Source organism: Pseudomonas sp. 22085 (genome assembly GCF_052045815.1).
GTDB classification, from domain to species: domain Bacteria; phylum Pseudomonadota; class Gammaproteobacteria; order Pseudomonadales; family Pseudomonadaceae; genus Aquipseudomonas; species Aquipseudomonas glycinae.
Map to the genome: position 1 here is coordinate 128590 of NZ_JBQEQA010000012.1, position 23512 is coordinate 152101.

Sequence of the window (23512 nt, forward strand, 5' to 3'; positions counted from 1 at the left end):
CTGAACAATAACAATGGAGGCCCCGGCCATGTCCCTGGGAATCGACTACCTCAATGCCATGCTTGAAGAGGACCCCGAGAAGGGGGCCTACCGCTGCAAGCGGGAGATGTTCACCGATCCACGGCTGTTCGAACTGGAGATGGCGCACATCTTCGAAGGCAACTGGATCTACCTCGCCCACGAAAGCCAGATCCCTAACGCCAACGATTTTCTGACCACCACCATGGGTCGCCAACCCGTGTTCATCGCCCGTAACAAGGCTGGTGAACTCAATGCTTTTCTCAATGCGTGCAGCCATCGCGGCGCGATGCTTTGCCGGCACAAGTCCGGCAACCGTTCCAGCTACACCTGCCCGTTTCACGGCTGGACGTTCAACAACAGCGGCAAACTGCTCAAGGTCAAGGATCCGAGCGAAGCTGGCTATCCCGAAGGTTTCAACTGCGAAGGCTCCCACGACCTGACCAAGGTCGCGCGTTTCGAGTCCTATCGCGGCTTTCTGTTCGGCAGCCTGAACGCCGATGTGAAATCCCTCGCCGAGCACCTGGGCGAGTCGGCCAAGATCATCGACATGATCGTCGATCAGTCGCCCGAAGGTCTGGAAGTGCTGCGCGGTTCCAGCTCCTACATCTATGAAGGCAACTGGAAACTCACCGCCGAAAATGGCGCCGACGGTTATCACGTCAGCTCCGTGCACTGGAACTACGCCGCTACCCAGAACCAGCGTCAGCAGCGCGACGCCGGCGAAGAAATCAAGACCATGAGCGCCGGCAGCTGGGCGAAGAAGGGCGGCGGTTTCTACTCGTTCGACCACGGCCATCTGCTGCTCTGGACCCGCTGGGCCAACCCCGAGGATCGTCCGGCCTACGAGCGCCGCGACGAACTGGCCCGGGATTTCGGCCAGGCCCGCGCCGACTGGATGATCGAGAACTCGCGCAACCTGTGCCTGTACCCCAACGTGTACCTGATGGATCAGTTCAGCTCGCAGATCCGTATCGCCCGGCCGATCTCCGTCGACAAGACCGAGATCACCATCTACTGCATCGCCCCCAAAGGCGAAAGCGCGGAGGCCCGGGCCAAACGCATTCGCCAATACGAAGACTTCTTCAACGTCAGCGGCATGGCCACTCCGGATGACCTCGAAGAATTCCGCTCGTGCCAGACCGGCTACGGCGCCGGGCGCGGCTGGAACGACATGTCCCGTGGCGCGACCCATTGGGTCGAAGGCGCGGACGCGGCGGCCGAGGAAATCGACCTCAAGCCCTTGCTGTCCGGCATGCGCACCGAGGACGAAGGCCTGTTCGTGCTGCAACACAAGTACTGGCAGGAAACCATGCTCAAGGCCGCCGCCAGCGATAAAAACCTGATCCCCGTGGAGGCTGTGTGATGAGCAACCTCTACGACACCGTGCGCGACTTCCTCTACCGCGAAGCACGCTACCTCGACGACGGCCAATGGGATCAGTGGCTGGAACTCTACGCCGCCGACGCCAGTTTCTGGATGCCGGCCTGGGACGACCACGACACCCTGACCGAAGACCCGCAAAGCGAAATCTCGCTGATCTGGTACGGCAACCGTGGCGGCCTCGAAGACCGGGTGTTCCGGATCAAGACCGAGCGCTCCAGCGCGACCATCCCCGACACTCGCACCTCGCACAACCTCAGCAACATCGAGATCGTCGAGCAGGGCGAAGGGCAATGTCAGGTGCGCTTCAACTGGCACACCCTGAGCTTTCGCTATCAGGTCACCGACAGTTATTTCGGCACCAGCTTCTACACCCTCGACCTGCGCGGCGAACAGCCGCTGATCAAGGCCAAGAAAGTCGTGCTGAAGAACGATTACGTCCGTCAGGTCATCGACATCTATCACATCTGATCGAGACGGCGGCGAGCCGGGCTCGACGCTGTGAGCGAGGTGCACCATGAGTTTCCAGATCGCACTGAATTTCGAAGACGGGGTCACCCGTTTCATCGAGGCCTCGGGCCACGAAACCGTTGCCGACGCGGCCTACCGCCAGGGCATCAACATCCCGCTGGACTGCCGCGACGGCGCCTGCGGCACCTGCAAATGTTTCGCCGAGGCAGGGCGTTACGCCATGGGCGACAACTTCATCGAAGACGCCCTGAGTGAAGACGAACTGGCCCAGGGTTACGTTCTGACCTGTCAGATGCGCGCCGAAAGCGACTGCGTGGTGCGGGTGCCGGTCGGCTCGCAGGTGTGCAAGACCGAACAGGCAAGCTACCAGGCGTCGATCAGCGATGTCCGGCAGCTCTCCGAAAGCACCATCGCGCTGTCGCTCAAGGGTGAATCCCTGAGCAAACTGGCGTTCCTGCCAGGGCAATACGTCAACCTGCAAGTGCCGGGCAGCGAGCAATCCCGCGCCTATTCCTTCAGCTCGTTGCAGAAGAACGGAGAGGTCAGTTTCCTGATCCGCAATGTCCCCGGCGGCCTGATGAGCAGCTTCCTCACCGGGCTGGCCAAGGCCGGCGACAGCCTGAATCTCGCCGGGCCATTGGGGAGTTTTTACCTGCGCGAGATCAAGCGGCCGCTGCTGTTGTTGGCCGGCGGCACCGGGCTGGCGCCATTCACGGCGATGCTGGAGAAGATCGCCGAGCAGGGCAGCGAACATCCGGTTCACCTGATCTACGGTGTGACCAACGATTTCGATCTGGTGGAACTCGACCGCCTCGAAGCCTTCGCCGCGCGCATTCCGAATTTCAGCTTCGGCGCCTGCGTGGCCAATCCGCAGAGCCAGCATCCGCTCAAGGGCTACGTCACCCAGCACATCGAACCGCGCCACCTCAACGAAGGCGATGTCGACGTGTACCTGTGCGGTCCGCCGCCGATGGTCGAGGCCGTCAGCCAGTACATCCGCGAGCAGGGCATCACGCCGGCGAACTTCTACTACGAGAAATTCGCGGCGGCCTGAGTCTTCTTTCTGAATTGCGAGGTTGTCATGAACAACAGATTCGCCAACAAGGTCGCGCTGGTCACCGGCGCGGCGCAGGGCATCGGTCGCCGGGTGTGCGAGCGCTTGCTGGAGGAGGGCGCGCAGGTGATCGCCGTCGACCGCTCCGAGCTGGTTCACGAACTGCAGGGCGAGAGCGTGCTGCCGCTGATCGCCGATCTTGAGCAATACGCCGATTGTGCGCGGGTGATGAGCGCCGCCGTCGATGCGTTCGGGCGCCTGGATGTGCTGGTCAACAACGTCGGCGGCACCATTTGGGCCAAGCCGTTCGAACACTACGATGTCGAGCAGATCGAGGCCGAAGTGCGCCGCTCGCTGTTCCCGACGCTGTGGTGCTGCCACGCCGCATTGCCGTACATGCTCAAGCAGGGGCGCGGCGTGATCGTCAATGTTTCGTCGATTGCGACCCGCAGCCTGAACCGCGTCCCTTACGGCGCGGCCAAGGGCGGAATCAATGCGCTGACTGCCTGTCTGGCATTCGAAAACGCCGAGCGCGGGATCCGGGTCAACGCCACCGCGCCCGGAGGCACCGAAGCGCCGCCCCGGCGCATCCCGCGCAACGCCGCCGAACAATCTGCGCAGGAGCAGGCCTGGTATCAGGAAATCGTCGCGCAAACCCTCGATAGCAGCCTGATGAAACGCTACGGAACCATTGATGAACAGGTCGGCGCGATCCTGTTTCTCGCCTCGGACGACGCCTCCTACATCACCGGTGTAACCCTGCCGGTCGGTGGCGGTGACCTCGGTTGATCACGCTTGAATGGACACTGAAATGAACCGGATCCTGATTGAAAACCTGTCGGCGATCATCGTCGACCTGCCGACCATCCGCCCGCACAAACTGGCGATGCACACGATGCAGAACCAGACGCTGGTGATCCTGCGCCTGCGTTGCAGCGACGGTATCGAAGGCATCGGCGAAGCCACCACCATCGGCGGCCTGGCCTACGGCTACGAAAGCCCGGAAAGCATCAAGGCCAACATCGACGCGCACCTGGCGCCGGCGCTGATCGGCATGGACGCGGACAACCTCAACGTCGCCATGCAGAAACTCGACAAGATCGCCAAGGGCAACACCTTCGCCAAGTCCGCCATCGAGAGCGCGTTGCTCGACGCTAAGGGCAAACGCTTCGGCCTGCCGGTGAGCGAACTGCTCGGCGGTCGGGTCCGCGACAGCCTCGAAGTCGCCTGGACCCTGGCCAGCGGCGACACCGCCCGCGACATCGCCGAGGCCGAACAAATGCTGGAAGCGCGGCGTCACCGGATCTTCAAACTGAAGATCGGCGCCAACCCGCTGGAGCAGGATCTGAAGCACGTGGTGGCGATCAAGAAAGCCCTGGGCGAGCGTGCCAGTGTGCGGGTCGACGTTAATCAGTACTGGGACGAATCCCAGGCAATTCGCGGCTGCCAGGTGCTCGGCGACAACGGTATCGACCTGATCGAGCAGCCGATCTCGCGAGTCAATCGTTCCGGTCAGATTCGTCTGAACCAGCGCAGCCCGGCGCCGATCATGGCCGATGAATCCATTGAAAGCGTGGAAGACGCGTTCAGCCTTGCCGCCGACGGCGCCGCCAGCGTCTTCGCCCTGAAGATCGCCAAGAACGGCGGCCCGCGCGCTGTGTTGCGCACTGCGCAAATCGCCGAAGCCGCCGGCATCGCCCTGTACGGCGGCACCATGCTCGAAGGATCCGTCGGCACGCTGGCCTCGGCCCATGCGTTCCTCACGCTCAGGCAATTGACCTGGGACACCGAGCTATTTGGTCCGCTGTTGCTCACCGAAGACATCGTCACCGAGCGCCCGCAGTACCGCGACTTTCACCTGCACATTCCACGCACCCCGGGCCTGGGCCTGACGCTGGATGAAGAGCGTCTGGCGCGCTTTCGCCGGCACTGACCCCTAAGGAGAACGCCATGCTGTTCCACGTAAAAATGACCGTGAAATTGCCCGCCGACATGGACCCGGCCGTTGCCACAAAACTCAAGGCCGACGAAAAGGAACTCGCCCAGCGCCTGCAACGCGAAGGCCAGTGGCGCCACCTCTGGCGCATCGCCGGGCACTACGCCAATTACAGCGTGTTCGACGTGCCCAGCGTCGAAGCGCTGCACGACACCCTCATGCTGCTGCCGCTGTTTCCCTACATGGACATCGAGATCGACGGCCTCTGCCGCCATCCCTCGTCGATCCACACCGACGACCGCTGAGCCCGCCCCCACAACAACAAGATGAGGTGAACACCATGACCGTGAAGATTGCCCACACTGCCGAACTGCAAAAATTCTTCGAAGAAGCTGCCGGTTTTGCCAACGATGGCGGCAGCTCGCGCCTGAAAAACATCGTCCTGCGAGTGTTGCAGGACACCGCCCGGATCATCGAAGACCTTGAGATCAGCGAAGACGAATTCTGGAAAGCCGTCGACTACCTCAACCGTCTGGGCGGCCGCTTGGAAGCCGGGCTGCTGGTGGCCGGCCTCGGCCTCGAGCATTTCCTCGACCTGCTGCAGGACGCCAAGGACGCGCAGATCGGCTTGACCGGCGGCACGCCGCGCACCATCGAAGGCCCGTTATACGTGGCCGGCGCGCCGCTGTACGAAGGGGAATGCCGGATGGACGACGGCAGCGAGGAGGGCGTCGCCACGCTGATGTTGCTCGAAGGTCAGGTGTTTGATCCGCAGGGCCAGCCGCTGGCCGGCGCCACGGTCGACCTGTGGCACGCCAACACCAAAGGTACTTACTCGTTCTTCGACCAGAGCCAGTCCGAATACAACCTGCGCCGGCGGATCATCACCGACGCCGAAGGCCGCTATCGCGCCCGCAGCATCGTGCCCTCCGGTTATGGCTGCGACCCCCAAGGCCCGACCCAGGAATGTCTCGACCTGCTCGGCCGCCACGGCCAGCGCCCGGCTCATATTCACTTCTTCATTTCCGCACCGGGGCATCGGCATCTGACGACGCAGATCAATCTGTCCGGGGACAAATATCTGTGGGATGACTTCGCGTATGCGACCCGTGAAGGGTTGGTCGGAGAGGTCGAGTTTCTGGAGGATGCAGCGGGACGTCGTGCTGAATTGAAGTTCGACTTCCAGTTGCAGCAGGCGCCGGATGCGGCGGCGCAGCAGCGCAGTCAGCGGCCACGGGCGTTGCAGGAAGCCTGATGTCGGAGTTCTGATTGGATTGGCTGAACTGCGCAAAAAGTTGCGCAGTTGTCCGTAATAAAAGCTCGGTGAAAACCACGGCAAGCTCTCTATATCGAGGCTTACAGCCAAGTGCGCAAGAAGTTGCACAGCACTGCGCAACTTCTTGCGCACTTTTTCGCTGTTTCCTACAGCCAAAAACGAACTTATCCCACGCAAGCATCGTAAGTCTTTGATGGGTAAAAGCCCTGATGTGGCTGGCACGACTTTTGATATCTCCTTGGCCATCTGGGCAGGCAATCACGCCGTCCGGTCCTGTCTTTTGAGCAAGGAGCACACCCCATGGCAACACCAGCGTACATGTCGGTTACCGGCGAAAAACAAGGCCTGATCACTGCCGGCGCGTTCACCGCCGACTCCGTTGGCAACACCTACCAGGAAGGTCATGAAGACCAGGTCATGGTTCAGGCGTTCACCCACGACGTGATCATCCCGCGTGACCCGCAATCCGGTCAGCCAACCGGTCAGCGCGTGCACAAGCCAGTTGTGATCACCAAGGTCTACGACAAGGCTTCGCCACTGCTGCAAGCAGCACTGACTTCCGGCGAGCGCATGAGCGAAATCGTTATCCAGTGGTACCGCACTTCGGCGCAAGGCACTCAAGAGCACTACTACACCACCAAACTGGAAGACGCGATCATCGTCGCCATCAACAACAAGATGCACAACTGCCAGGACCCGGCAAACGCCCACTTCACTCATCTGGAAGAGGTGCATTTCACCTACCGCAAAATCACCTGGACCCACGAAGTCTCCGGTACTTCGGGCTCCGATGACTGGCGTGCTCCGGTCGTTTAATCACGGCTGATGGTTGTACCGTTCCGGCCAGTGTTACTGGCCGGAACCTTTGAGTTCTTAAAGGATTACTGCCGCCAGAGGTTTATCAATCTGGCGTGGGTTGCAGCACAGCACGAGGGACAAGGGAATGTTCTCACCGGCCAACCAGCCCCATTTCAATCTGACCATCGATGGCGCGGACAGCGATTTCCAGGTGCTGTCGTTCACCGGTCGGGAAGCCCTCAACACGCCCTTCGAATTCGAGCTGGAACTGGTCAGCGAAAAGGCTTCGATCAACCTCGAAAGCCTGCTGCACAAACTGGCGTTTCTTCAACTGTCGCCGAGCGGTACCGGGATTCACGGGCTGATTTACAGCATTGCCCAAGGCGAGGCGGGCAAGCGCCTGACCCGCTACAAGATCTCCCTGCGACCGCAGCTTTCGTACCTGGCGCACCGCTTCAACCAGCGCATCTTTCAGCAGATGACCGTGCAGCAGATCATCAGCCAGGTGCTGGAAGAACACGGCATTCTGGCCAGCGATTACCACTTCCAGTTGAGTGCGGTGTATCCCGAGCGGATCTACTGCACGCAGTACGACGAATCGGACCTGCATTTCGTCCAGCGCCTGTGCGAAGAAGAGGGTATTCACTACCACTTCCAGCACACCCCAAGCGGCCACAAACTGACCTTCGGCGATGACCAGACGGTGTTCCCGAAACTGGCGCCAGTGGCGTATCAGCAGGACTCCGGGCTGGTGGCGGACCAGCCGGTGGTCAAGCGTTTCGGCCTGCGCCTGGCCACCCGCACCAGCCGTACAACGCGCCGCGATTACGACTTCGTCAAACCGAAGATCGAGCTGGAAAGCGACGCCAAGAGCAGCGCCCAGCCGGACCTGGAAGACTACGATTACCCGGGCCGTTTCGTGGATCGCGAGCGTGGCAAGCACCTGGCCAACCGCAACCTCGAACGCCATCGCAGCGACTATCGCCTGGCCGAGGGCAACAGCGACCAGCCGATCCTGGTCACCGGGCATTTTCTGGCCCTGACCGACCACGCCAACCCGACGTGGAACGACCTGTGGCTGCTCACCGAAATCTTCCACGAAGGCAAGCAGCCGCAAGTGCTGGAAGAGTCGGTGACCAGCGACACCACCGACAACAAAGACGATTTCCACCAGGGCTATCGCAACCGCTTCAACGCGATTCCGTGGGACGTGCCGTACCGTCCGCCGCTGGATCACCCGAAACCCAAGGTCCTCGGTTCGCAAAGCGCCGTGGTCACCGGCCCCGAAGGCGAAGAAATCTTCTGCGACCAGTACGGCCGGGTGAAGGTGCAGTTCTTCTGGGACCGCGAAGGCCAGCACGACGACAAGACCTCCTGCTGGATGCGCGTGGCCTCCAGCTGGGCCGCCGAGACCTTTGGCTCGATCAACATTCCGCGGGTCGGCATGGAAGTGCTGATCACCTTCCTCGAAGGCGATCCCGACCAGCCGCTGATCACCGGTTGCCTGTACCACGGCGCCAACCTGCCGCCTTACAAGCTGCCGGACTTCAAGACCCTGGCCACGGTCAAGAGCAAGGAATACAAGGGCAGCCGCGCCAACGAACTGCGCATCGACGACACCACCAGCGAGATCAGCATCGCGCTGCGCAGCGATCACGGCGCGAGCGCGATCAACCTTGGTTACCTGACCCACCCGCGCCCAAGCGGCGGTCAGCCTCGGGGTGAAGGTTTTGAGTTAAGAACCGACCGCCACGGCGCCGTGCGTGCCGGCGCCGGTCTGCTGATTACCACCGAACCGCGCCCGAATGAATCCAAGCACCACAAGGACCTGCCGGAAACCGCCGAGCGCCTGGCCACCGCCAGCGATCAACAGGACGGTTTCGCCACGCAAGCCAAAGAGCTTCAGGCTCAAGAGGCCGGCGATCAGGACGATGTGGCCAAGGCGTTGCACGCACAGCATCAGGGTGTGCTGGGCAGCGGCCCGGCAAACCTCACCGCCAACGAATTCCCCGAATTCACCGAGCCGCATCTGGTACTCGCCAGTCCCGCCGGCATCGCCCTGACCACGCCGCGTTCCAGCCACATCGCCACCGGCGAACACCTGGCGCTGAGCAGCACCGGGCACACCAGTTTTTCCATCGGCAAACGCCTGCTGGCCAGTGCCAGTCGCGGCATGCGCCTGTTTGTGCAGAGCATGGGTTGGCGTCTGGTCGCAGCGTCCGGCGACATCGACGTCAAGGCGCTGAAGGACAGCATCAACCTGCTGGCCAAACTCAACATCACCGCCAATGCCGACCGCATCACCATCACCGCCAAGACCGAACTGGTGATCCAGGGCGGCGGCAGCGCCACGACCTACAACGCCGGCGGCATCACCCACGCCACCAGCGGCCCGTACACCGCCCACGCGGCGAACTTTGCTTACACCGGTGCCAAGAGTCTCGCGGGCGTGTTCCCGGAGCCGCCGAAACCGGGCAAGGGCAACCTCGAACTGTTCAACCAGTACGCCGGGCGTCAGGGCATCAAGGACGGCGATTACGAAGTCATCGATGCGCTGGGCAAAAGCATCAAGGGCAAGCTCGATGCGAAGGGGTTCGCCAGCGTTGCCGGCGCCGCACCAGGCCCGGCGCGGGTGCTGTTCGGCAAGGATCCGGCGGACACCTGGAGTGAAGGCAGTTACATCGGCAAACCGGAATGGCCGTTGAATCCGCCGGGTGCTGATGAGGTGCCAAGTCAGGTGCAGGCGATGGTCGCCAAAGTGTTGCCGAGCAAGAACTGGGACATGTTGGAGAAGGGCAAGGACATGGCGAAAACAGGGATGGGCGCCGTGCAGACCGCGCAAGGTGCGATGCAAACGGCGCAGCAGGTGAAGGGCGTGGTGCAGGGCGGGGTAGCCGGGCTGCCGAAACTGGCGAGTGCGGCGATGCCGAGTGCGTCGGGAATCCTCGGGGCGGCGAGCAAGGCGGGCAAGTTGCCGAGTCTGCCGGCGCCGACGCTTCCAAAACCTTCTTTGAAAACTCCGGAATTGCTGGCGGGTGAGGTGCTGTCATGACAACTGGGGGCGGTGGTGCGAAACAGCGTGAGCCGCAAGTCGCGGTGGTACCCCTCAACACGATCGATATTCAGGATGTCGGACGCGGCGCTGCCAAATTCGATGCCTGGTTGCAGTCCATCAGCGGCGGTGTCGTCACACTTGATCGGGTCAAGAACGTCGCGGGTGCTCTTCCTGTCGTGGGCAACATCATGGCGTTGGTTGATGCCCTCGGAGACATCGTCACCCTGGCCAAAAGCAAACAGCGTCAGGTGCTGGATTGGGTCAGCCTGGGTATCAACCTGATTGGTGTATTGCCTGCGCCGCCGACCATGGCTTCTGCGCGCATGACACTACGCCCGACCCTGGGGCTGGTGCGTCAGGAACTGCGTAACAGCGCCAAGATGCTGCTGGGGGACTCGCTGATTGAAGTGTTGATCGGGCATCTGAACGCGACCATCGTCGGCACCATCGATGACTTCGTCAAACAGGCACAACCCAAACTGGCGGGCATTCTCGACGACGCTGGAAAGCTGGGTCAAAGCGCGGTGAACGAGATTGCCAAGGGCCTGGAAACGGTGGTCAACGGCAAGCTTGACGCCAAAGGCGACCTTAACGCGGCAGGTTCAAAGCTCACCGCGGCACGGGGCCAGTTACTGCATGATCCCAAGGCGGCCATCAGCAATATCTTTGGCGCTGCATTTAGCGCCTACAAGGCTGCAGGAAAAGGGGTGGCCAATAGTGCAGCGAAAAATCTGCTGCCGGAAAAAGCCAAGGCCTTGGTACTGGGTAATACATCCATGCTGCGTAATCTGGGTGTAGAACTGCGAACCCAGCTGAAAAAACTTGCCGATCCAGGTGTGCAGCACTCTATCGGCTGGTTGTTGCAGATGCTGGCGGGGGCGGTAGTGACCTGGCGCAAACGCAGGTCTCATGGCCAGAGCGCAACGGTCAAACCCGGCGGAACGAGTAAAGCCCAACGCAGGGCCGGGGACGGGCAACTGGAGATGCAGTCAAAGCAGGCAGGCGCGAAAGCCGACGCCAACTGCCGCAAGAACGGTGTGTGTCCCATCACCGCCCATAGCATCAGCTTTGCCATGGGATCGGAGACTTTCAATCACACGGACTTCAGCCTGCCCGGCCCGTTTCCGGTCACCTGGACTCGCACCTATTACTCACGTCTGGATGCCTACGACAAGGGCGTCTGCGGTGCTCGCTGGATTACCGAGTTCACCACCCGATTTGATCGCGTCGATGACGGGGTGGTGTACCACGCAGCTGATGGTCGCAGCCACAACTACCCTCTGCCCAAAGTGGGTGAAGCTCACTACGACCCGATCGAGAGCCTCACGCTGGTACGCGTCGACGAGAACCAATTGGTGCTGTGCAGCGGTGTCGAGCGCAAGGAAACCTACGTTCGTCGAGGTCAGCGCTATCTGCTGAGTGGAATCGTACTGCGCAGCGGTGCGGGAATCATGCTGCACTACGAACATCGCCATAACGATGAAGTCGTGTTGTCGGATCTGATCACCTACCAAGGGGACGTTTCCAGGGTTCATTTGCAACTCGGTACATTGATCGACGATCAGGGGCGTTTGATCGGCCTCTGGGAAATTCGCGACGGTGCCCCCTGGCGTCAGCTGTGTGCCTATGTTTATGACGACGCCGGGGACTTGATACAGGCTCAGGACGAAAATGCGGCGGTCTGGAGTTACCAGTACCAGCATCACCTCATCACCCGATACACCGATCGCACCGGACGCGGTATGAATCTGCAATGGCAGGGACAGGGCGCCGATGCGCGGGCGATACGCGAATGGGCCGATGACGGCAGCTACGATACCCGGCTGGAGTGGGATGAAAATATTCGCCTGACTTACGTCACCGATGCCCATGGCAATGAGACTTGGCACTACTACGACATCCTTGGCTACACCTATCGTATCCGTCATCCCGACGAACGCTCGGAATGGCTGTTTCGCGATGACGCAAAAAACATCGTGCGCCATGTTCATACCGACGGCAGCATCGATCGATTCAGCTATGACGATCGCGGGAACGTACTCGAACATATCCGGGCCGACGATACGGTCCTGCACTTTGCCTACGACGACCAGGATCAACTGATCAAGATCAGCGACGCGGAGGGTGGCCTGTGGCTTCGCGATTACGATCCACAGGGCAATCTGGTAGAAGCCGTCGACCCATTGGGTAACAAGACCGAATACACCTACACCCCGGCCGGTCTGCTCACGGCCATCAAGGATGCCAACGGCGCCGAGAAGAAACTTGAGTACAACGACGCTGGCCAGTTGACCAAGTACACCGATTGCTCCGGAAAAAGCAGCACCTGGGAATATGACAGTCGAGGGCAGACGATCTGTTTCACCGATGCAGCCGGGCAAAGTACCGAGTACGAATATCAGGCGGGTCAACTGGTACTGATCAAACATCCGGACAAATCCGAAGAGCGATTCACGCGCGATGCCGAAGGTCGATTACTGATCCACATCGATGGCCTTGGTCGCTGCACCTCCTGGAGTTACACCGCTGCCGGTCTGGTGGCGGAGCGGGTGGACGCTGCCGAGCAGACATTGCGCTATCGCTGGGATCGGCTCGGGCGCTTGTCGGCCCTGGAAAACGAAAATGAACAGCGAGCGCAGTTCGAGTACGACCCGGTAGGGCGGCTGCTCCACGAAACCGGCTTCGACGGTCGGAGCAAGCACTACCAATACGATCCTGATACCGGGCGTCTAGCCTCGACGAGGGATGGGGAGCGCGTTACTGAATTGCGCTTCGATCCGATGAACCGCCTGATCTCTCGTCTTGCAAGACTTGGCGGTGAGTCGCAGGAAGAAACCTTTGCCTACGATGGAAACGGCAACCTGGTGCTCGCCAGCAATGATAAGAGTCGCTTGCAGTGGTTTCATGACCCGGCAGGTAACCTGTTGCGCGAGCATCAGCATTATTCGGTACTGGAAAAGCCGACGGTTGCGGTCTGGCAGCACGAATATGATGCGCTGAATCAGCGAGTGGCCACTGTGCGTCCGGATGGACACCGGATCAGTTGGCTGACCTACGGCAGTGGCCACTTGTTGGGAATGCGGCTGGATGAGCACGACCTGATCGGTTACGAGCGTGATGATCTGCATCGTGAAGTCGCCCGACATCAGGGCAATCGCCTTTTCCAGACTCAAAAATGGGACCCTGCCGGTCGCTTGCAACAACAATTGCTGGGACACAGTGATGACAAGCGCATCCTGCTCAAGCGCGAGTATCAATATGACGCGGCGGGCCAATTGAATGGTATCCATGACACTCGCCGTGGGCCGATCGGCTATCAATACGACCCGGTAGGTCGTCTGCTCAACGCCACCAGTCGTCTGGGTGTGGAAACCTTCGCGTTCGATCCCGCCGGCAATTTGATGGATGCCAAGGCTGAACAGGTTCGGCGACCGTTGGACCAGTATCCGACCCGGAGCAAGCTTCTCGACAACTTGTTGCGTGAGTACGCTGGCAGCCATTACGACTATGACGACCGTGGCAACCTGATTCAGCGCTGGCACAACGCGAGTATCAGCCGGATGCGCTGGGACCTGTTCGATCGCCTGGTGCATTTCGATGATGCCCGTCTGGAAATCGACTTCGCCTACGATGCGCTGGGTCGGCGGCTGTACAAGCATTCACGTGCGCACTTCAAGCAACACCCCGAAGCCGGGTCGCAGTGGAACCAGAACGAACTGTCACGTCGGCAAAGAGAACTGGGTTGTGGTTTCACGCTGTATGGCTGGGACGGCGATAACCTGGCCTGGGAAAGCAGTCTTTCACAGGCCGACGGGGATCCGGGGCGGACGGTGCACTACATCTATGAGCCCGGCACGTTTGTTCCCGTGGCCCAGGCTTTACGGCACCAATCGATCAACTTGTTTGCCGAGCCTCATTACAGCGATGACTATCGTCTGGCCGATGATCCGTTATGGAGCATTGTGCCCAAAGCACCACCGATCGATGTCTTGAGCTGGTATCAGTGTGACCACTTGGGCACACCACAGGAGCTGACCAACCAGAACGGGGAGATCGTCTGGAGTGCACAGTACAAGGCATGGGGTACTGCCATTGAAAAACGTTCGGAGTGGGCACTGCAGCAAGGGCTGGCAAACCCGATTCGTTTCCAGGGGCAATACCACGATCATGAGACAGGGCTGCATTACAACCGGTACCGATATTACGATCCTGACGTTGGCCGTTTCATCAGCAAGGATCCGATCAGTTATGCAGGCGGCCTGAATCTATATGCCTATGCGCCTAACCCGACAGGCTGGGTTGACCCACTGGGTCTTGAGGGCTGTGATCCAAGGCAACAACTGGCCGACCGAAGAAAGGCATTGGGCCTTCCGGTTGCAGGTTCTGCCGAAGACACATCGACACTGGCGATTTTGAAGGTCAACGACCAGAGTTTCGAGGGTATAAACTCAAGCGCTCAAAATCCCAAAACGCCTATTACACTTGAGCGGGTAAACGCGCAGACCAAAACCCACGCAGAAGCCGAAGCGGTGCAGCATGCGGTCAATGCGGGAATGGCTGGCAAGGCCGAAAGTGCGGAAATGTGGGTGGATCGAGACCCGTGCAAGGCTTGCGGACTTCCGGGAGCCGGGGGCATTCGATCACTGGCTCGAAACCTGGGATGCAATATCACCGTACACTCGCCAAGTGGCAGTCGAACTTACACACCAACGAAGTAGTGATTATGAAGCTGGATAAAATCCTGGAAGATGAAACCCAAGGCAATCGTTCGGTCACTCATGAAGTGCACCAACCCGATGAAAAAGCGTTGCTCTCTGCGCTGAATCGTCTCGATGGAAAAACATTCAGTTCAACGATGTTCTTTCTCGATGATGAAAACTTCATGAGCATTGGCGGCGGTGCGCAAAATCGTTATGTGGTGTTTATCGCGCTGGATGTGGATCAAAAGCTTTTCACACTGATTGCCCCCGACGCATCCGGCGATGAAAGTCTTGATGTCGTTGTGGGAGGGCAGTCCGGCAGCTATCCACAGAATCAGTGCGTCGATAAAGAAATCGCACAACAGGCGCTGATGTATTTTTCTGCGCACGGGACAGCCGATCCAGGTTTGACGTGGGATGTCGAAGGTTAATGAGACTGCATTCGGACCGGCGGGCAGGGTCTCTGTCTGTCCACCGGGTGAAGTTCATCATCGATCCTCAAGGGGACGAAGATGTCTGGATGGATGAGTAAGCCGGTCAATGGAGTGACAACATGAAAGACGCAATCCGCCTCGGCGACTCCACCACCCACGGTGGCAAAGTCCTTGAAGCCTTCTCCCGAACCGACCTTAATGGCAAGCCGATTGCCGGGCTCGGTCACAAGGTCAGTTGCCCGTTGTGCAAAGGGATTTTTCCGATTGCCGAGGGCAGCAGCACCTACACCGTCGATGGCGTGCCCATCGCGCTGGACGGCATGAAAACTGCGTGTGGGGCGGCGCTTATTGCCAGCGGTCCGAAGGGCGCGGTGGTCAGCTGAGTCCTGTAGTCAGACAGACCTAAGCTAATGCAAAAAAGATATTTGTTCGGTGTTTTTAATATCGTTTAGTTTTGTTTCATAGACGAATCAAAAGCATCAAACCGATAGACCTCCCGATTGCCATGACGGCACACGCTGAATCGATCACGGACTCTTCAGGTTTGATTCACACGGGAGTGAATCATGCCGCACACCTCAAAGATCACCGCATTACCCATCCTCGATCTGTCCCTGCTCGACGGCACGCCGTCGCAACGCCAGGCCTTTCTTGATGACCTGCGCCATGCTGCCCGCGATGTGGGTTTTTTCTACCTGACCGGCCATGGCATCGACGCCGGCCTGCTCGAGCAAGTGCAGGACTACGCACGCCAGTTCTTCGCCTTGCCCGACAGCGAGAAAAACGCCGTCGGCATGATCAATTCGCCGCACTTTCGCGGCTACAACCGCGCCGCTTCCGAGATCACCCGTGGCCAGCCCGATCAGCGTGAGCAATTCGATCTGGGCGCCGAGCGCGACGTCTTGCCGTTGAACGCTGACAGTCCGTTATGGGCGCGGCTGCAAGGGCCGAATCAATGGCCCGGAGCGTTGCCGCAACTCAAGCCGCTGTTGCTCGACTGGCAGCAGGCGATGACCCAAATGTCGCTGCGCCTGCTGCGCGCATTCGCTCAGGCGCTGTCCTTGCCGGAAGACGCTTTCGACCGGTTGTACGGCGACAAACCCAACGAACACATCAAGCTGATGCGCTATCCGGGGCAAGCCTCGACGGCGAGCAATCAGGGCGTTGGCGCGCACAAGGATTCGGGTTTCCTCAGCTTTCTGCTGCAAGACCAGCAGGCCGGGCTGCAAGTGGAGATTGAAGAGGGGCGCTGGATCGATGCGCTGCCTCGGGACAACACCTTGGTGGTGAACATCGGCGAGTTGCTGGAGCTGGCCACCAACGGTTACCTGCGTGCCACGGTGCATCGGGTGGTCTCGCCACCGGTGGGCAGCGAGCGCTTGTCCATCGCGTTTTTCCTCGGCGCGCAACTGGATGCAGTGGTGCCGCTTTATCCCTTGCCGACGGCGTTGCTGCGTGAGGCGCGTGGCCCGGCCAGTGATCCGCTCAATCCGTTGTTTCGCGATGTCGGCTGGAATTACCTCAAGGGCCGACTGCGCTCCCATCCCGATGTCGCGCAGCGCTTCTACGCCGATGCGTCGAATACCCAGACACCGCTTCGCAAGACCGCCAACGCCTGATCCATCACTCGCAGAAGGACTCTTTCCATGTTGAAAAAAGCAGTGTTGAAAAAAGCAGTGTTGAAAAAAGCAGGCCTGACCCTGGCCGTCCTCGGCGCGCTGGTGACTTCGTTCAGTGCTCAAGCGCTCGAACCATTGCGCGTTGCCGCCGACCCGGTGCCACACGCGCAGATCCTGACGTACATCCAGAAACTCGATCCACAGCTCAATCTCAAGGTGATCGAAATCCCGCAGGGCGTGAACTCCAACGAACTTTTGGTGCACGGCGATGTGGACGCCAACTACTTCCAGCATCTGCCGTACCTGCAATCCCAGGAAAAGGCTCTCGGCGAAAAACTCGCGGTGGCCGCCACGGTGCACATCGAGCCGTTGGGCATCTATTCCCATCGCCACAAAACCTTCGCCCAGGTGCCAGACAAAGGTACGGTCGCCGTGCCGAACAACGTCACCAACCTGAGCCGTGCGCTGTACCTGTTGCAGGACAACGGCCTGATCAAACTCAAGCCTGGCTTCAATGACCCGGCGGCGGATCAGGCGACGCCCAAGGACATCGCCGAAAACCCGAAACAGCTGAAGATCCTCGAAATCGAATCGCCGCAACTGCCCCGTGCGCTGGATGACGTGGACCTGGCGGTGATCAACGGCAACTACGCGCTGGAAGCCGGGCTGGTGCCGGCCAGGGATGCGCTGGGGCTGGAGAAGGCCGAGCACAACCCGTACGCCAACATTCTGGTGACCACGCCGAAACTGGAAAACGATCCGCGCATTCAGCAACTGGCCAGGGACCTGACCTCGCCACAAGTCGCCAAGTACATCGCCGAGAACTTCAAGGGCTCGGTGATCCCGGTGGCGGATGCCAAGCCATGATCGTCGTCGAGCAGTTGAGCAAGACCTATCCGTCAGCGTCGACCCCGGCGCTGGATCAGGTGTCGCTGAGCATTCCCGATGGCGCGATCTACGGGATTCTCGGGCGCAGCGGCGCGGGTAAATCAACGTTGCTGCGTTGCCTCAATCTGCTCGAACGCCCGGATGCCGGGCGGATTCTGCTGGACGGCGAAGACCTCACCGCGCTGTCCGATAGCGAACTGCGCCGCCAGCGTCAGCGCATCGGCATGATCTTCCAGGGCTTCAATCTGCTGCATTCGCGCAACGTGTTCGACAACGTCGCGGTGCCGCTGGAAATCGCCAAGGTTGCCAAGCCACAGCGTTATGAACGGGTTCGGGAACTGCTGGATCTGGTGGGGCTGGGCGACAAGGCCGAAGCCTTTCCATCGCAACTGTCCGGTGGGCAGAAGCAGCGAGTGGGCATCGCTCGGGCCCTGGCGGCGCGGCCGGCGTATCTGCTGTCGGACGAAGCCACCAGCGCCCTCGACCCGGAAACCACCGCGTCGATTCTGGAGCTGTTGCGCGACATCAACCGCCAGCTCGGTTTGACCATCGTGCTGATCACCCACGAACTGGACGTGGTCAAGTCGATCTGCGATCACGCCGCGTCCATGGCCAACGGGAAACTGGTGGAGGCGGGGCCGGTGGCTCGATTGCTGGCCGATCCGCAGTCCGCCCTCGGCGCCTCACTGCGCCCCAGTTGCGGCTTGCCGCTGGGGCATGACGCGCCCGGTTTGAGTTTTCTGCGGCAATACGGCGTACGGGCGGCCCACTCATGAACCGTGTGATCGACTGGAATGAAATTCTGCAACTGGTGCTCAACGCCACCGGCGAAACCCTGTACATGGTGCTGCTCGCCGGGCTGTTCACCTTGCTGATCGGTTTGCCGCTGGGGGTGTTGCTGTTCATCAGTCGGCGTCAGGGCCTGTACCCGTTGCCGAGGCTCAATCAAGCCTTGGGCGCGATCATCAATCTGGGGCGTTCGCTGCCGTTCGTGGTGATGCTGATTGCCCTGATCCCGCTGACCCGGCTGGTGGTCGGCACCACCCTGGGCAGCACCGCCGCCGTGGTGCCGATCACCATCGGCGCCTTTCCGTTTTTTGCGCGGATCGTCGAGAACGCCCTCGACGAAGTGGAGAAGGGGCGGATCGAAGCGATCCTGGCCATGGGCGGTGACATCCGCCACGTGATTTTCAAAGTGCTGTTGCCCGAAGCGCTGCCGGCCTTGCTGGCGGGCATCACCCTGACGCTGGTGATGCTGATCGGTTTTTCTTCCATGGCCGGGGTCATCGGTGGCGGCGGGCTGGGCGATCTGGCAATCCGTTACGGCTATCAACGGTTCAACAATGAAGTGATGGTCGCCACCGTCGTGGTGTTGGTCATCCTCGTCCAGGGCGTGCAAAGCCTGGGCGATCGACTGGTGCGTTCGCTGGCTCATCGACGTTAAGGAATTTTATGGGTGCGCCTGTCGCCGTGGTCTCCGAGCCACTGATTCGTGTACGTGAACTGAGCAAGACCTTTGGCTCGAACCGGGCGCTGGACCGGGTCAGCCTGGATATTTTTCCCGCCGAAGTGGTGGCGCTGCTCGGCGCCAACGGTGCGGGCAAATCGACGCTGGTGAAGATCCTCGCCGGCAGCCAGACCCCCGATGGCGGCGAGATCCGGATCGATGGCCAGCCCCGGCATTTCAGTTCGCCGCTGTCGGCGCGCCGTTTCGGTATTGTCGCGGTTCATCAGCAGATTAACGAAGGCATCGCGCCCGGATTGAGCGTGGCGGAAAACCTGCTGCTCGATGAACTGTGCCGCCCCGACGCCGACTTCTGGCTCAATCGCAGACGCCTGCTGGAACGCGCCGCGAGCATCGCTGCCGGGCTCGGTCTGGTGCTGCCGCTGGAGCAACCGATCGAACACCTCGGCCAGGCCGAGCGGCAACTGGTGGTGTTGGCTCGCGCCTTCGCCCTGCAACCGCGCCTGCTGATTCTCGACGAGCCCACGGCAGCGCTGTCGGATGCGGAAGCGCAGCGCCTGTTCGGGCTGATCGACACCTTGCGCAGCCGTGGTGTGGCGATTCTGTACATCTCCCATCGCCTGTCCGATCTGCAACGAGTGGCCGACCGCGCCGTGGTGTTGCGCGACGGGCAACTGGCCGGTGAGTTCAGTGCCCGGCAATTGCCCGAGGCACTGGAGGCGATGCTTGGTCAGGCGCTGGAAGCCCACGTCTACACACCGCGAGCGGCGGGGCGCGAAGTACTGAAATTGCGCGACGTGAAAATCCTGCCGCGCACTCAGGCTTTTGATCTGTCCCTGCACGAAAACGAAGTGGTGGTGCTGACCGGGTTGCTCGGCGCCGGCAAAAGCGAGATCGCCGAAGTGCTGTTCGGGCTGCGCAAACCGTTGTCCGGCTCTCTGCAACTGGACGGCATCGAGTGGCAACCGGGCTCGCCCCGACAAGCCATCCAGAGCGGCGTGTTCTTCGCCGCCGAGGATCGCGCCAGCCAATCGCTGGTGGCGGATTTTTCATTGCGTCGAACCCTGACCTTGCCGTTCCTCGAACGCTTCACCCGTGGCGGTTTCATCCGCAACCGCGCCGAAGCGACGGCGGTGGAGGCGCAAGTCGCAGCGCTGGGAATCAAGACCGCCGGCATCGATGTGCCGATGAGTGCGTTGTCCGGCGGCAATCAGCAGAAAGTCGTGCTCGGTCGCTGGCTGCTTGGCGAGGGCCGGGTGCTGATCCTCGACGAGCCATTTCAGGGCGTCGATGTGCGTGCCCGGCGCGAGATCGGCCAGTTGCTGCGCGACAGCGCCGCTGGCCGCGCCACGCTGGTGATCTGCTCGGACGTCGATGAAGCGCTGGAGATCGCCGACCGGATTCTGCTGATGCGCGATCACGCGGTGGTGGCCGAGTACCCGCGTGCCGGGCTGGATCGCGCCACCCTGGTCGCCGCGCTGGCCGGCAGCGACCCGCAAAATTCTAATGTTCACGCCGCGCCAAGGAGTAGAGCGAGTGCCTGATTCGAGTTCCCTGTTGTCATCCGCCCCGGCGCCGTCCGAGCGCTTCGTACAAGCGCTGATCCGCTACGGCCTGCTGTGGGTGCTGGCGTTGATCGTGGTGTTTTTCAGTGTCGCGGAACCGGCGTTCCTGCGCGTTGGCAACCTGTTCAGCATTCTGCAGTCGGTGTCGATTGTCGCGCTGTTGGCGTTGGGCGTGACGCTGACCATGGCTGTCGGCGGACTGGATTTGTCGATCGGCGCGGTGGCGGCCATGAGCCTGATGATTGCCAGTTACGTGATGGTGGTGCTCGGCTGGGGCGCGGTGCCGGCGGTGCTGATCAGCCTGGCCGGTGGCGCGCTGGTGGGGCTGCTCAACGGCTGGCTGATCGTGAAGATGCGCGTGCCGGACATTCTCGCCACGCTCGGCAGCATGTTTCTGGTGATCGGCGTGCAACTGATCCCCACGGGCGGCCGCTCGATTGCGGTGGGCATGACCTTGCCCAACGGCGATGAAGCCGAGGGTTCGTTCAGTACGCTGTTTCTGGCGCTGGGCCGTGGACGACTGTGGGACATCGTGCCGGTTCCGGTGTTGATCACGGCGGTGGTCGCGGTGGCGGTGTGGCTGTTTCTCGAACGCACGCGCATCGGCCGGTTGTTCTATGCGATTGGCGGCAACGAGCAGGCGGCGCGTCTGGCCGGTGCGCCGGTGCAGCGCTTCAAGTTGCTGGCTTATGTGCTGTCGGCGCTGCTGGCCTCGCTGGGCGGTTTGTTGCTGGCGGCGCGATTGGGGCGCGGGGATGTCAGTTCCGGCAACGGCCTGGTGCTCGATGCGTTGGGCGCTGCGCTGATCGGTTTTGCCGTGCTCGGGGCGAAGAAGCCCAACGCGTTCGGCACGCTGGTCGGCGCGCTGCTGGTGGCCTCGTTGCTCAACGGCCTGACCATGCTCAACGCGCCGTATTACGCGCAGGATTTCGTCAAGGGACTGGTGCTGGTGCTGGCCCTGATGTTCACCTTCGGCCTCGCGCATCGGGCGCGCTGAGCCGTTTTATTGATGCTTCAAGGAAAGATCCATGCACGGTTCAATCAAACAGTTCGCACGTCATTGCCTCGCCGGGGCGCTGCTCTCGGCGCTGGCCCTCAACGCGCAGGCCAAGGCCCTGCCCGGCGCACCGGCGCCGTTCGATAAAGGTCAGGTACAGATTGCGCTGGTCGGCTATCTGTTTTCCGGGGATTTCCCTGAAGCCTACCTGCGCGGTGTGGAGAAACAGACCGAAGCGCTGGGCGCCAACCTGCGGGTGTTCGACGCGCGGCAACAGGCGGCGAGCCAGGGCGAGATGATCGATCAGGCTGCCGACCTCGGTGTCGACGGGATCATCGTGCAATTGGGGCTGGCGGAAACACTCAAAGGTCCGATCGACCGGGCACTCGCCAAAGGCATTAAGGTCGTTGCGTTCGACGTTGACCTGAACACGCCGCAAGTGACCCAGGTCGAACAGGATCACCACGCGCTGGCGCGGCTGGCACTCGATCAAGCGGTCAAGGACAACGGCACCCGTTTTGATGCCGGTTACGTCTACATCAGCGGTTTCACGCCGATGGAGCGCCGCGACGAGATCTGGAGCCAGGTCAAGGCGAGCAATCCGGGGATCATCGAGAAGGCGCGCTTCGGCACGCTCAATCCGCCGATTGCCAACTCGGTGGCGGATCAGGCCAGCGCCGTGTTGCGGGCCAATCCGGGGATCAGTGTGATCTTCGCGCCGTTCGACGAATTCGCCAAAGGCGCGAAAATCGCGGTGGACGAGGCCGGTCTGAGCCGCAAGGTGAAGATCTACAGCGCCGACATTTCCACCGCCGACATCCAGATCATGAAAGAGCCGGACAGCGCCTGGGCCGCCACCGCGGCGGTCAATCCGCAAGTGGCCGGGGCGATCAGCGTGCGCAGTCTGGCGATGCTGATTGCCGGGGAAAATCCGGGGCACAAGGTGCTGGTGCCGCCGACTCTCATTACCCGCCAGCAACTGCTGGATCTGGACGTAAAAAACGTGCGCGACCTTGGGCAAAAACTGCCGGCCTTCGGTGACACCGCCAATGTCGCGCGGGCACCGTGGATTCCCGTGGCGAACTGAGGAGCCGACATGCACGACAAGGCTGCGCGCCTGCGCAAGAGCCGTTCGCCGACAGCCGATGTGGCGCTGGGCGAACGGCTGCCGCCGGGGCAGGTGCTGACGGAGCGTTTCCCCATCCTGCACGAAGGCGAGGTGCCGGCCTATGACCTGGCGACGTGGTCGCTGCGCCTGTTCGGCACCTTGGCCAACCCGGTCGAGCTGACCTACGCCGATCTGCAAGCGCTGCCACAGCGCCAATTGCAATGCGACATTCATTGCGTGACACGCTGGTCGAAGTTCGACACCCGCTGGAGCGGCGTGCACCTGCAAGACCTGCTGCAGGCCCTGGACATCCGGCTGACGTCGTCCTTCGTCATGGCCCACGCCGATCACGATTACCAGACCAACCTGCATCTCGATGACCTGCTGCACCCGGACAGCCTGCTGGCCACCCATTACGACGGTCAGCCGCTGACCGCGCAACATGGCTGGCCGCTGCGTCTGGTGGTGGCGGGGCGGTACTTCTGGAAGAGCGCGAAATGGTTGCGCGGGCTCGAGTTCACCGATCAGGAACAACCGGGATTCTGGGAGCGCAACGGCTTTCATTTGCACGCCGATCCGTTCATTGAGCAGCGCTTCAGCGGCGACGCGCTGGACATTGCCGAAGATGCCTGGCGGGAAAAGGACTTCGACTGACGGCATCTAACTTCGCACCGAAAAAAACACAGATTAATAACGCTCTCTACAACAACGTGGAGTGCGTTTTTGTGCGTGATTAGTTGTTGGT

At 61.0% G+C, this 23512-nt stretch carries 20 protein-coding genes; all 20 read left to right on the top strand.

Annotated features, from left to right (window positions below):
* Positions 1–28 precede the first annotated feature (28 nt).
* Complete coding sequence (gene benA / locus ACTJK7_RS16550) at positions 29–1384, top strand: benzoate 1,2-dioxygenase large subunit (RefSeq protein ID WP_108561469.1); 1356 nt, start codon at positions 29–31, stop codon at positions 1382–1384.
* Positions 1384–1872, top strand: a complete 489-nt coding sequence (gene benB / locus ACTJK7_RS16555) for a benzoate 1,2-dioxygenase small subunit (RefSeq protein WP_011333747.1) — start codon at positions 1384–1386, stop codon at positions 1870–1872. The genes benA and benB overlap by 1 nt, the downstream gene beginning before the upstream one ends.
* A 46-nt stretch (positions 1873–1918) precedes the next feature.
* The gene (benC, locus tag ACTJK7_RS16560) at positions 1919–2926 is read left to right on the top strand and encodes a benzoate 1,2-dioxygenase electron transfer component BenC (RefSeq protein WP_064381965.1); all 1008 of its coding nucleotides are present in this window, start codon (positions 1919–1921) and stop codon (positions 2924–2926) included.
* A gap of 27 nt (positions 2927–2953) precedes the next feature.
* The gene (locus ACTJK7_RS16565; RefSeq protein WP_323151840.1) at positions 2954–3715 is read left to right on the top strand and encodes a 1,6-dihydroxycyclohexa-2,4-diene-1-carboxylate dehydrogenase; all 762 of its coding nucleotides are present in this window, start codon (positions 2954–2956) and stop codon (positions 3713–3715) included.
* Positions 3716–3737: 22 nt separating this feature from the next.
* Entirely contained in the window at positions 3738–4859 is a 1122-nt protein-coding gene (locus ACTJK7_RS16570; RefSeq protein WP_440780529.1) for a muconate cycloisomerase family protein, read from the top strand.
* A 17-nt stretch (positions 4860–4876) separates the two neighbouring features.
* Positions 4877–5167: a muconolactone Delta-isomerase gene (gene catC, locus ACTJK7_RS16575; protein WP_039771165.1), complete on the top strand. Its 291-nt coding sequence runs from the start codon at positions 4877–4879 to the stop codon at positions 5165–5167.
* A 35-nt stretch (positions 5168–5202) separates the two neighbouring features.
* Positions 5203–6117 carry a catechol 1,2-dioxygenase gene (gene catA / locus ACTJK7_RS16580; protein ID WP_440780526.1) on the top strand — a complete coding sequence of 305 codons (915 nt, stop codon included), beginning with the start codon at positions 5203–5205 and terminating at the stop codon, positions 6115–6117.
* A 321-nt stretch (positions 6118–6438) separates the two neighbouring features.
* Positions 6439–6954, top strand: a complete 516-nt coding sequence (locus ACTJK7_RS16585; protein WP_011333753.1) for an Hcp family type VI secretion system effector — start codon at positions 6439–6441, stop codon at positions 6952–6954.
* A 127-nt stretch (positions 6955–7081) separates the two neighbouring features.
* On the top strand, positions 7082–9988 hold the full coding sequence (locus ACTJK7_RS16590) for a type VI secretion system Vgr family protein (RefSeq protein ID WP_440780524.1): 2907 nt from the start codon (positions 7082–7084) through the stop codon (positions 9986–9988).
* Positions 9985–14709: an RHS repeat-associated core domain-containing protein gene (locus ACTJK7_RS16595; protein WP_440780522.1), complete on the top strand. Its 4725-nt coding sequence runs from the start codon at positions 9985–9987 to the stop codon at positions 14707–14709. The genes ACTJK7_RS16590 and ACTJK7_RS16595 overlap by 4 nt, the downstream gene beginning before the upstream one ends.
* A gap of 5 nt (positions 14710–14714) precedes the next feature.
* Positions 14715–15122, top strand: a complete 408-nt coding sequence (locus ACTJK7_RS16600) for an Imm1 family immunity protein (RefSeq protein WP_064381959.1) — start codon at positions 14715–14717, stop codon at positions 15120–15122.
* A gap of 122 nt (positions 15123–15244) precedes the next feature.
* Entirely contained in the window at positions 15245–15508 is a 264-nt protein-coding gene (locus ACTJK7_RS16605; protein WP_039771176.1) for a PAAR domain-containing protein, read from the top strand.
* Positions 15509–15691: 183 nt separating this feature from the next.
* The gene (locus tag ACTJK7_RS16610) at positions 15692–16744 is read left to right on the top strand and encodes an isopenicillin N synthase family dioxygenase (RefSeq protein ID WP_108561483.1); all 1053 of its coding nucleotides are present in this window, start codon (positions 15692–15694) and stop codon (positions 16742–16744) included.
* A gap of 57 nt (positions 16745–16801) precedes the next feature.
* Positions 16802–17611: a MetQ/NlpA family ABC transporter substrate-binding protein gene (locus tag ACTJK7_RS16615; protein WP_440780586.1), complete on the top strand. Its 810-nt coding sequence runs from the start codon at positions 16802–16804 to the stop codon at positions 17609–17611.
* Entirely contained in the window at positions 17608–18408 is an 801-nt protein-coding gene (locus ACTJK7_RS16620) for a methionine ABC transporter ATP-binding protein (protein ID WP_084776990.1), read from the top strand. Before ACTJK7_RS16615 ends, ACTJK7_RS16620 begins: the two co-directional genes overlap by 4 nt.
* Positions 18405–19076, top strand: coding sequence for a methionine ABC transporter permease (locus ACTJK7_RS16625; protein WP_007955507.1), 672 nt, complete (start codon positions 18405–18407; stop codon positions 19074–19076). The genes ACTJK7_RS16620 and ACTJK7_RS16625 overlap by 4 nt, the downstream gene beginning before the upstream one ends.
* An 8-nt stretch (positions 19077–19084) precedes the next feature.
* Positions 19085–20641, top strand: coding sequence for a sugar ABC transporter ATP-binding protein (locus tag ACTJK7_RS16630; RefSeq protein ID WP_440780519.1), 1557 nt, complete (start codon positions 19085–19087; stop codon positions 20639–20641).
* On the top strand, positions 20634–21659 hold the full coding sequence (locus tag ACTJK7_RS16635) for an ABC transporter permease (protein ID WP_011333764.1): 1026 nt from the start codon (positions 20634–20636) through the stop codon (positions 21657–21659). Before ACTJK7_RS16630 ends, ACTJK7_RS16635 begins: the two co-directional genes overlap by 8 nt.
* A 31-nt stretch (positions 21660–21690) precedes the next feature.
* Positions 21691–22746, top strand: coding sequence for a substrate-binding domain-containing protein (locus ACTJK7_RS16640; protein WP_007955504.1), 1056 nt, complete (start codon positions 21691–21693; stop codon positions 22744–22746).
* 9 nt (positions 22747–22755) lie between these two features.
* Positions 22756–23421 (top strand): sulfite oxidase-like oxidoreductase, encoded by a 666-nt coding sequence (locus ACTJK7_RS16645; protein WP_323151960.1) that lies wholly within the window; start codon positions 22756–22758, stop codon positions 23419–23421.
* Positions 23422–23512 lie beyond the last annotated feature (91 nt).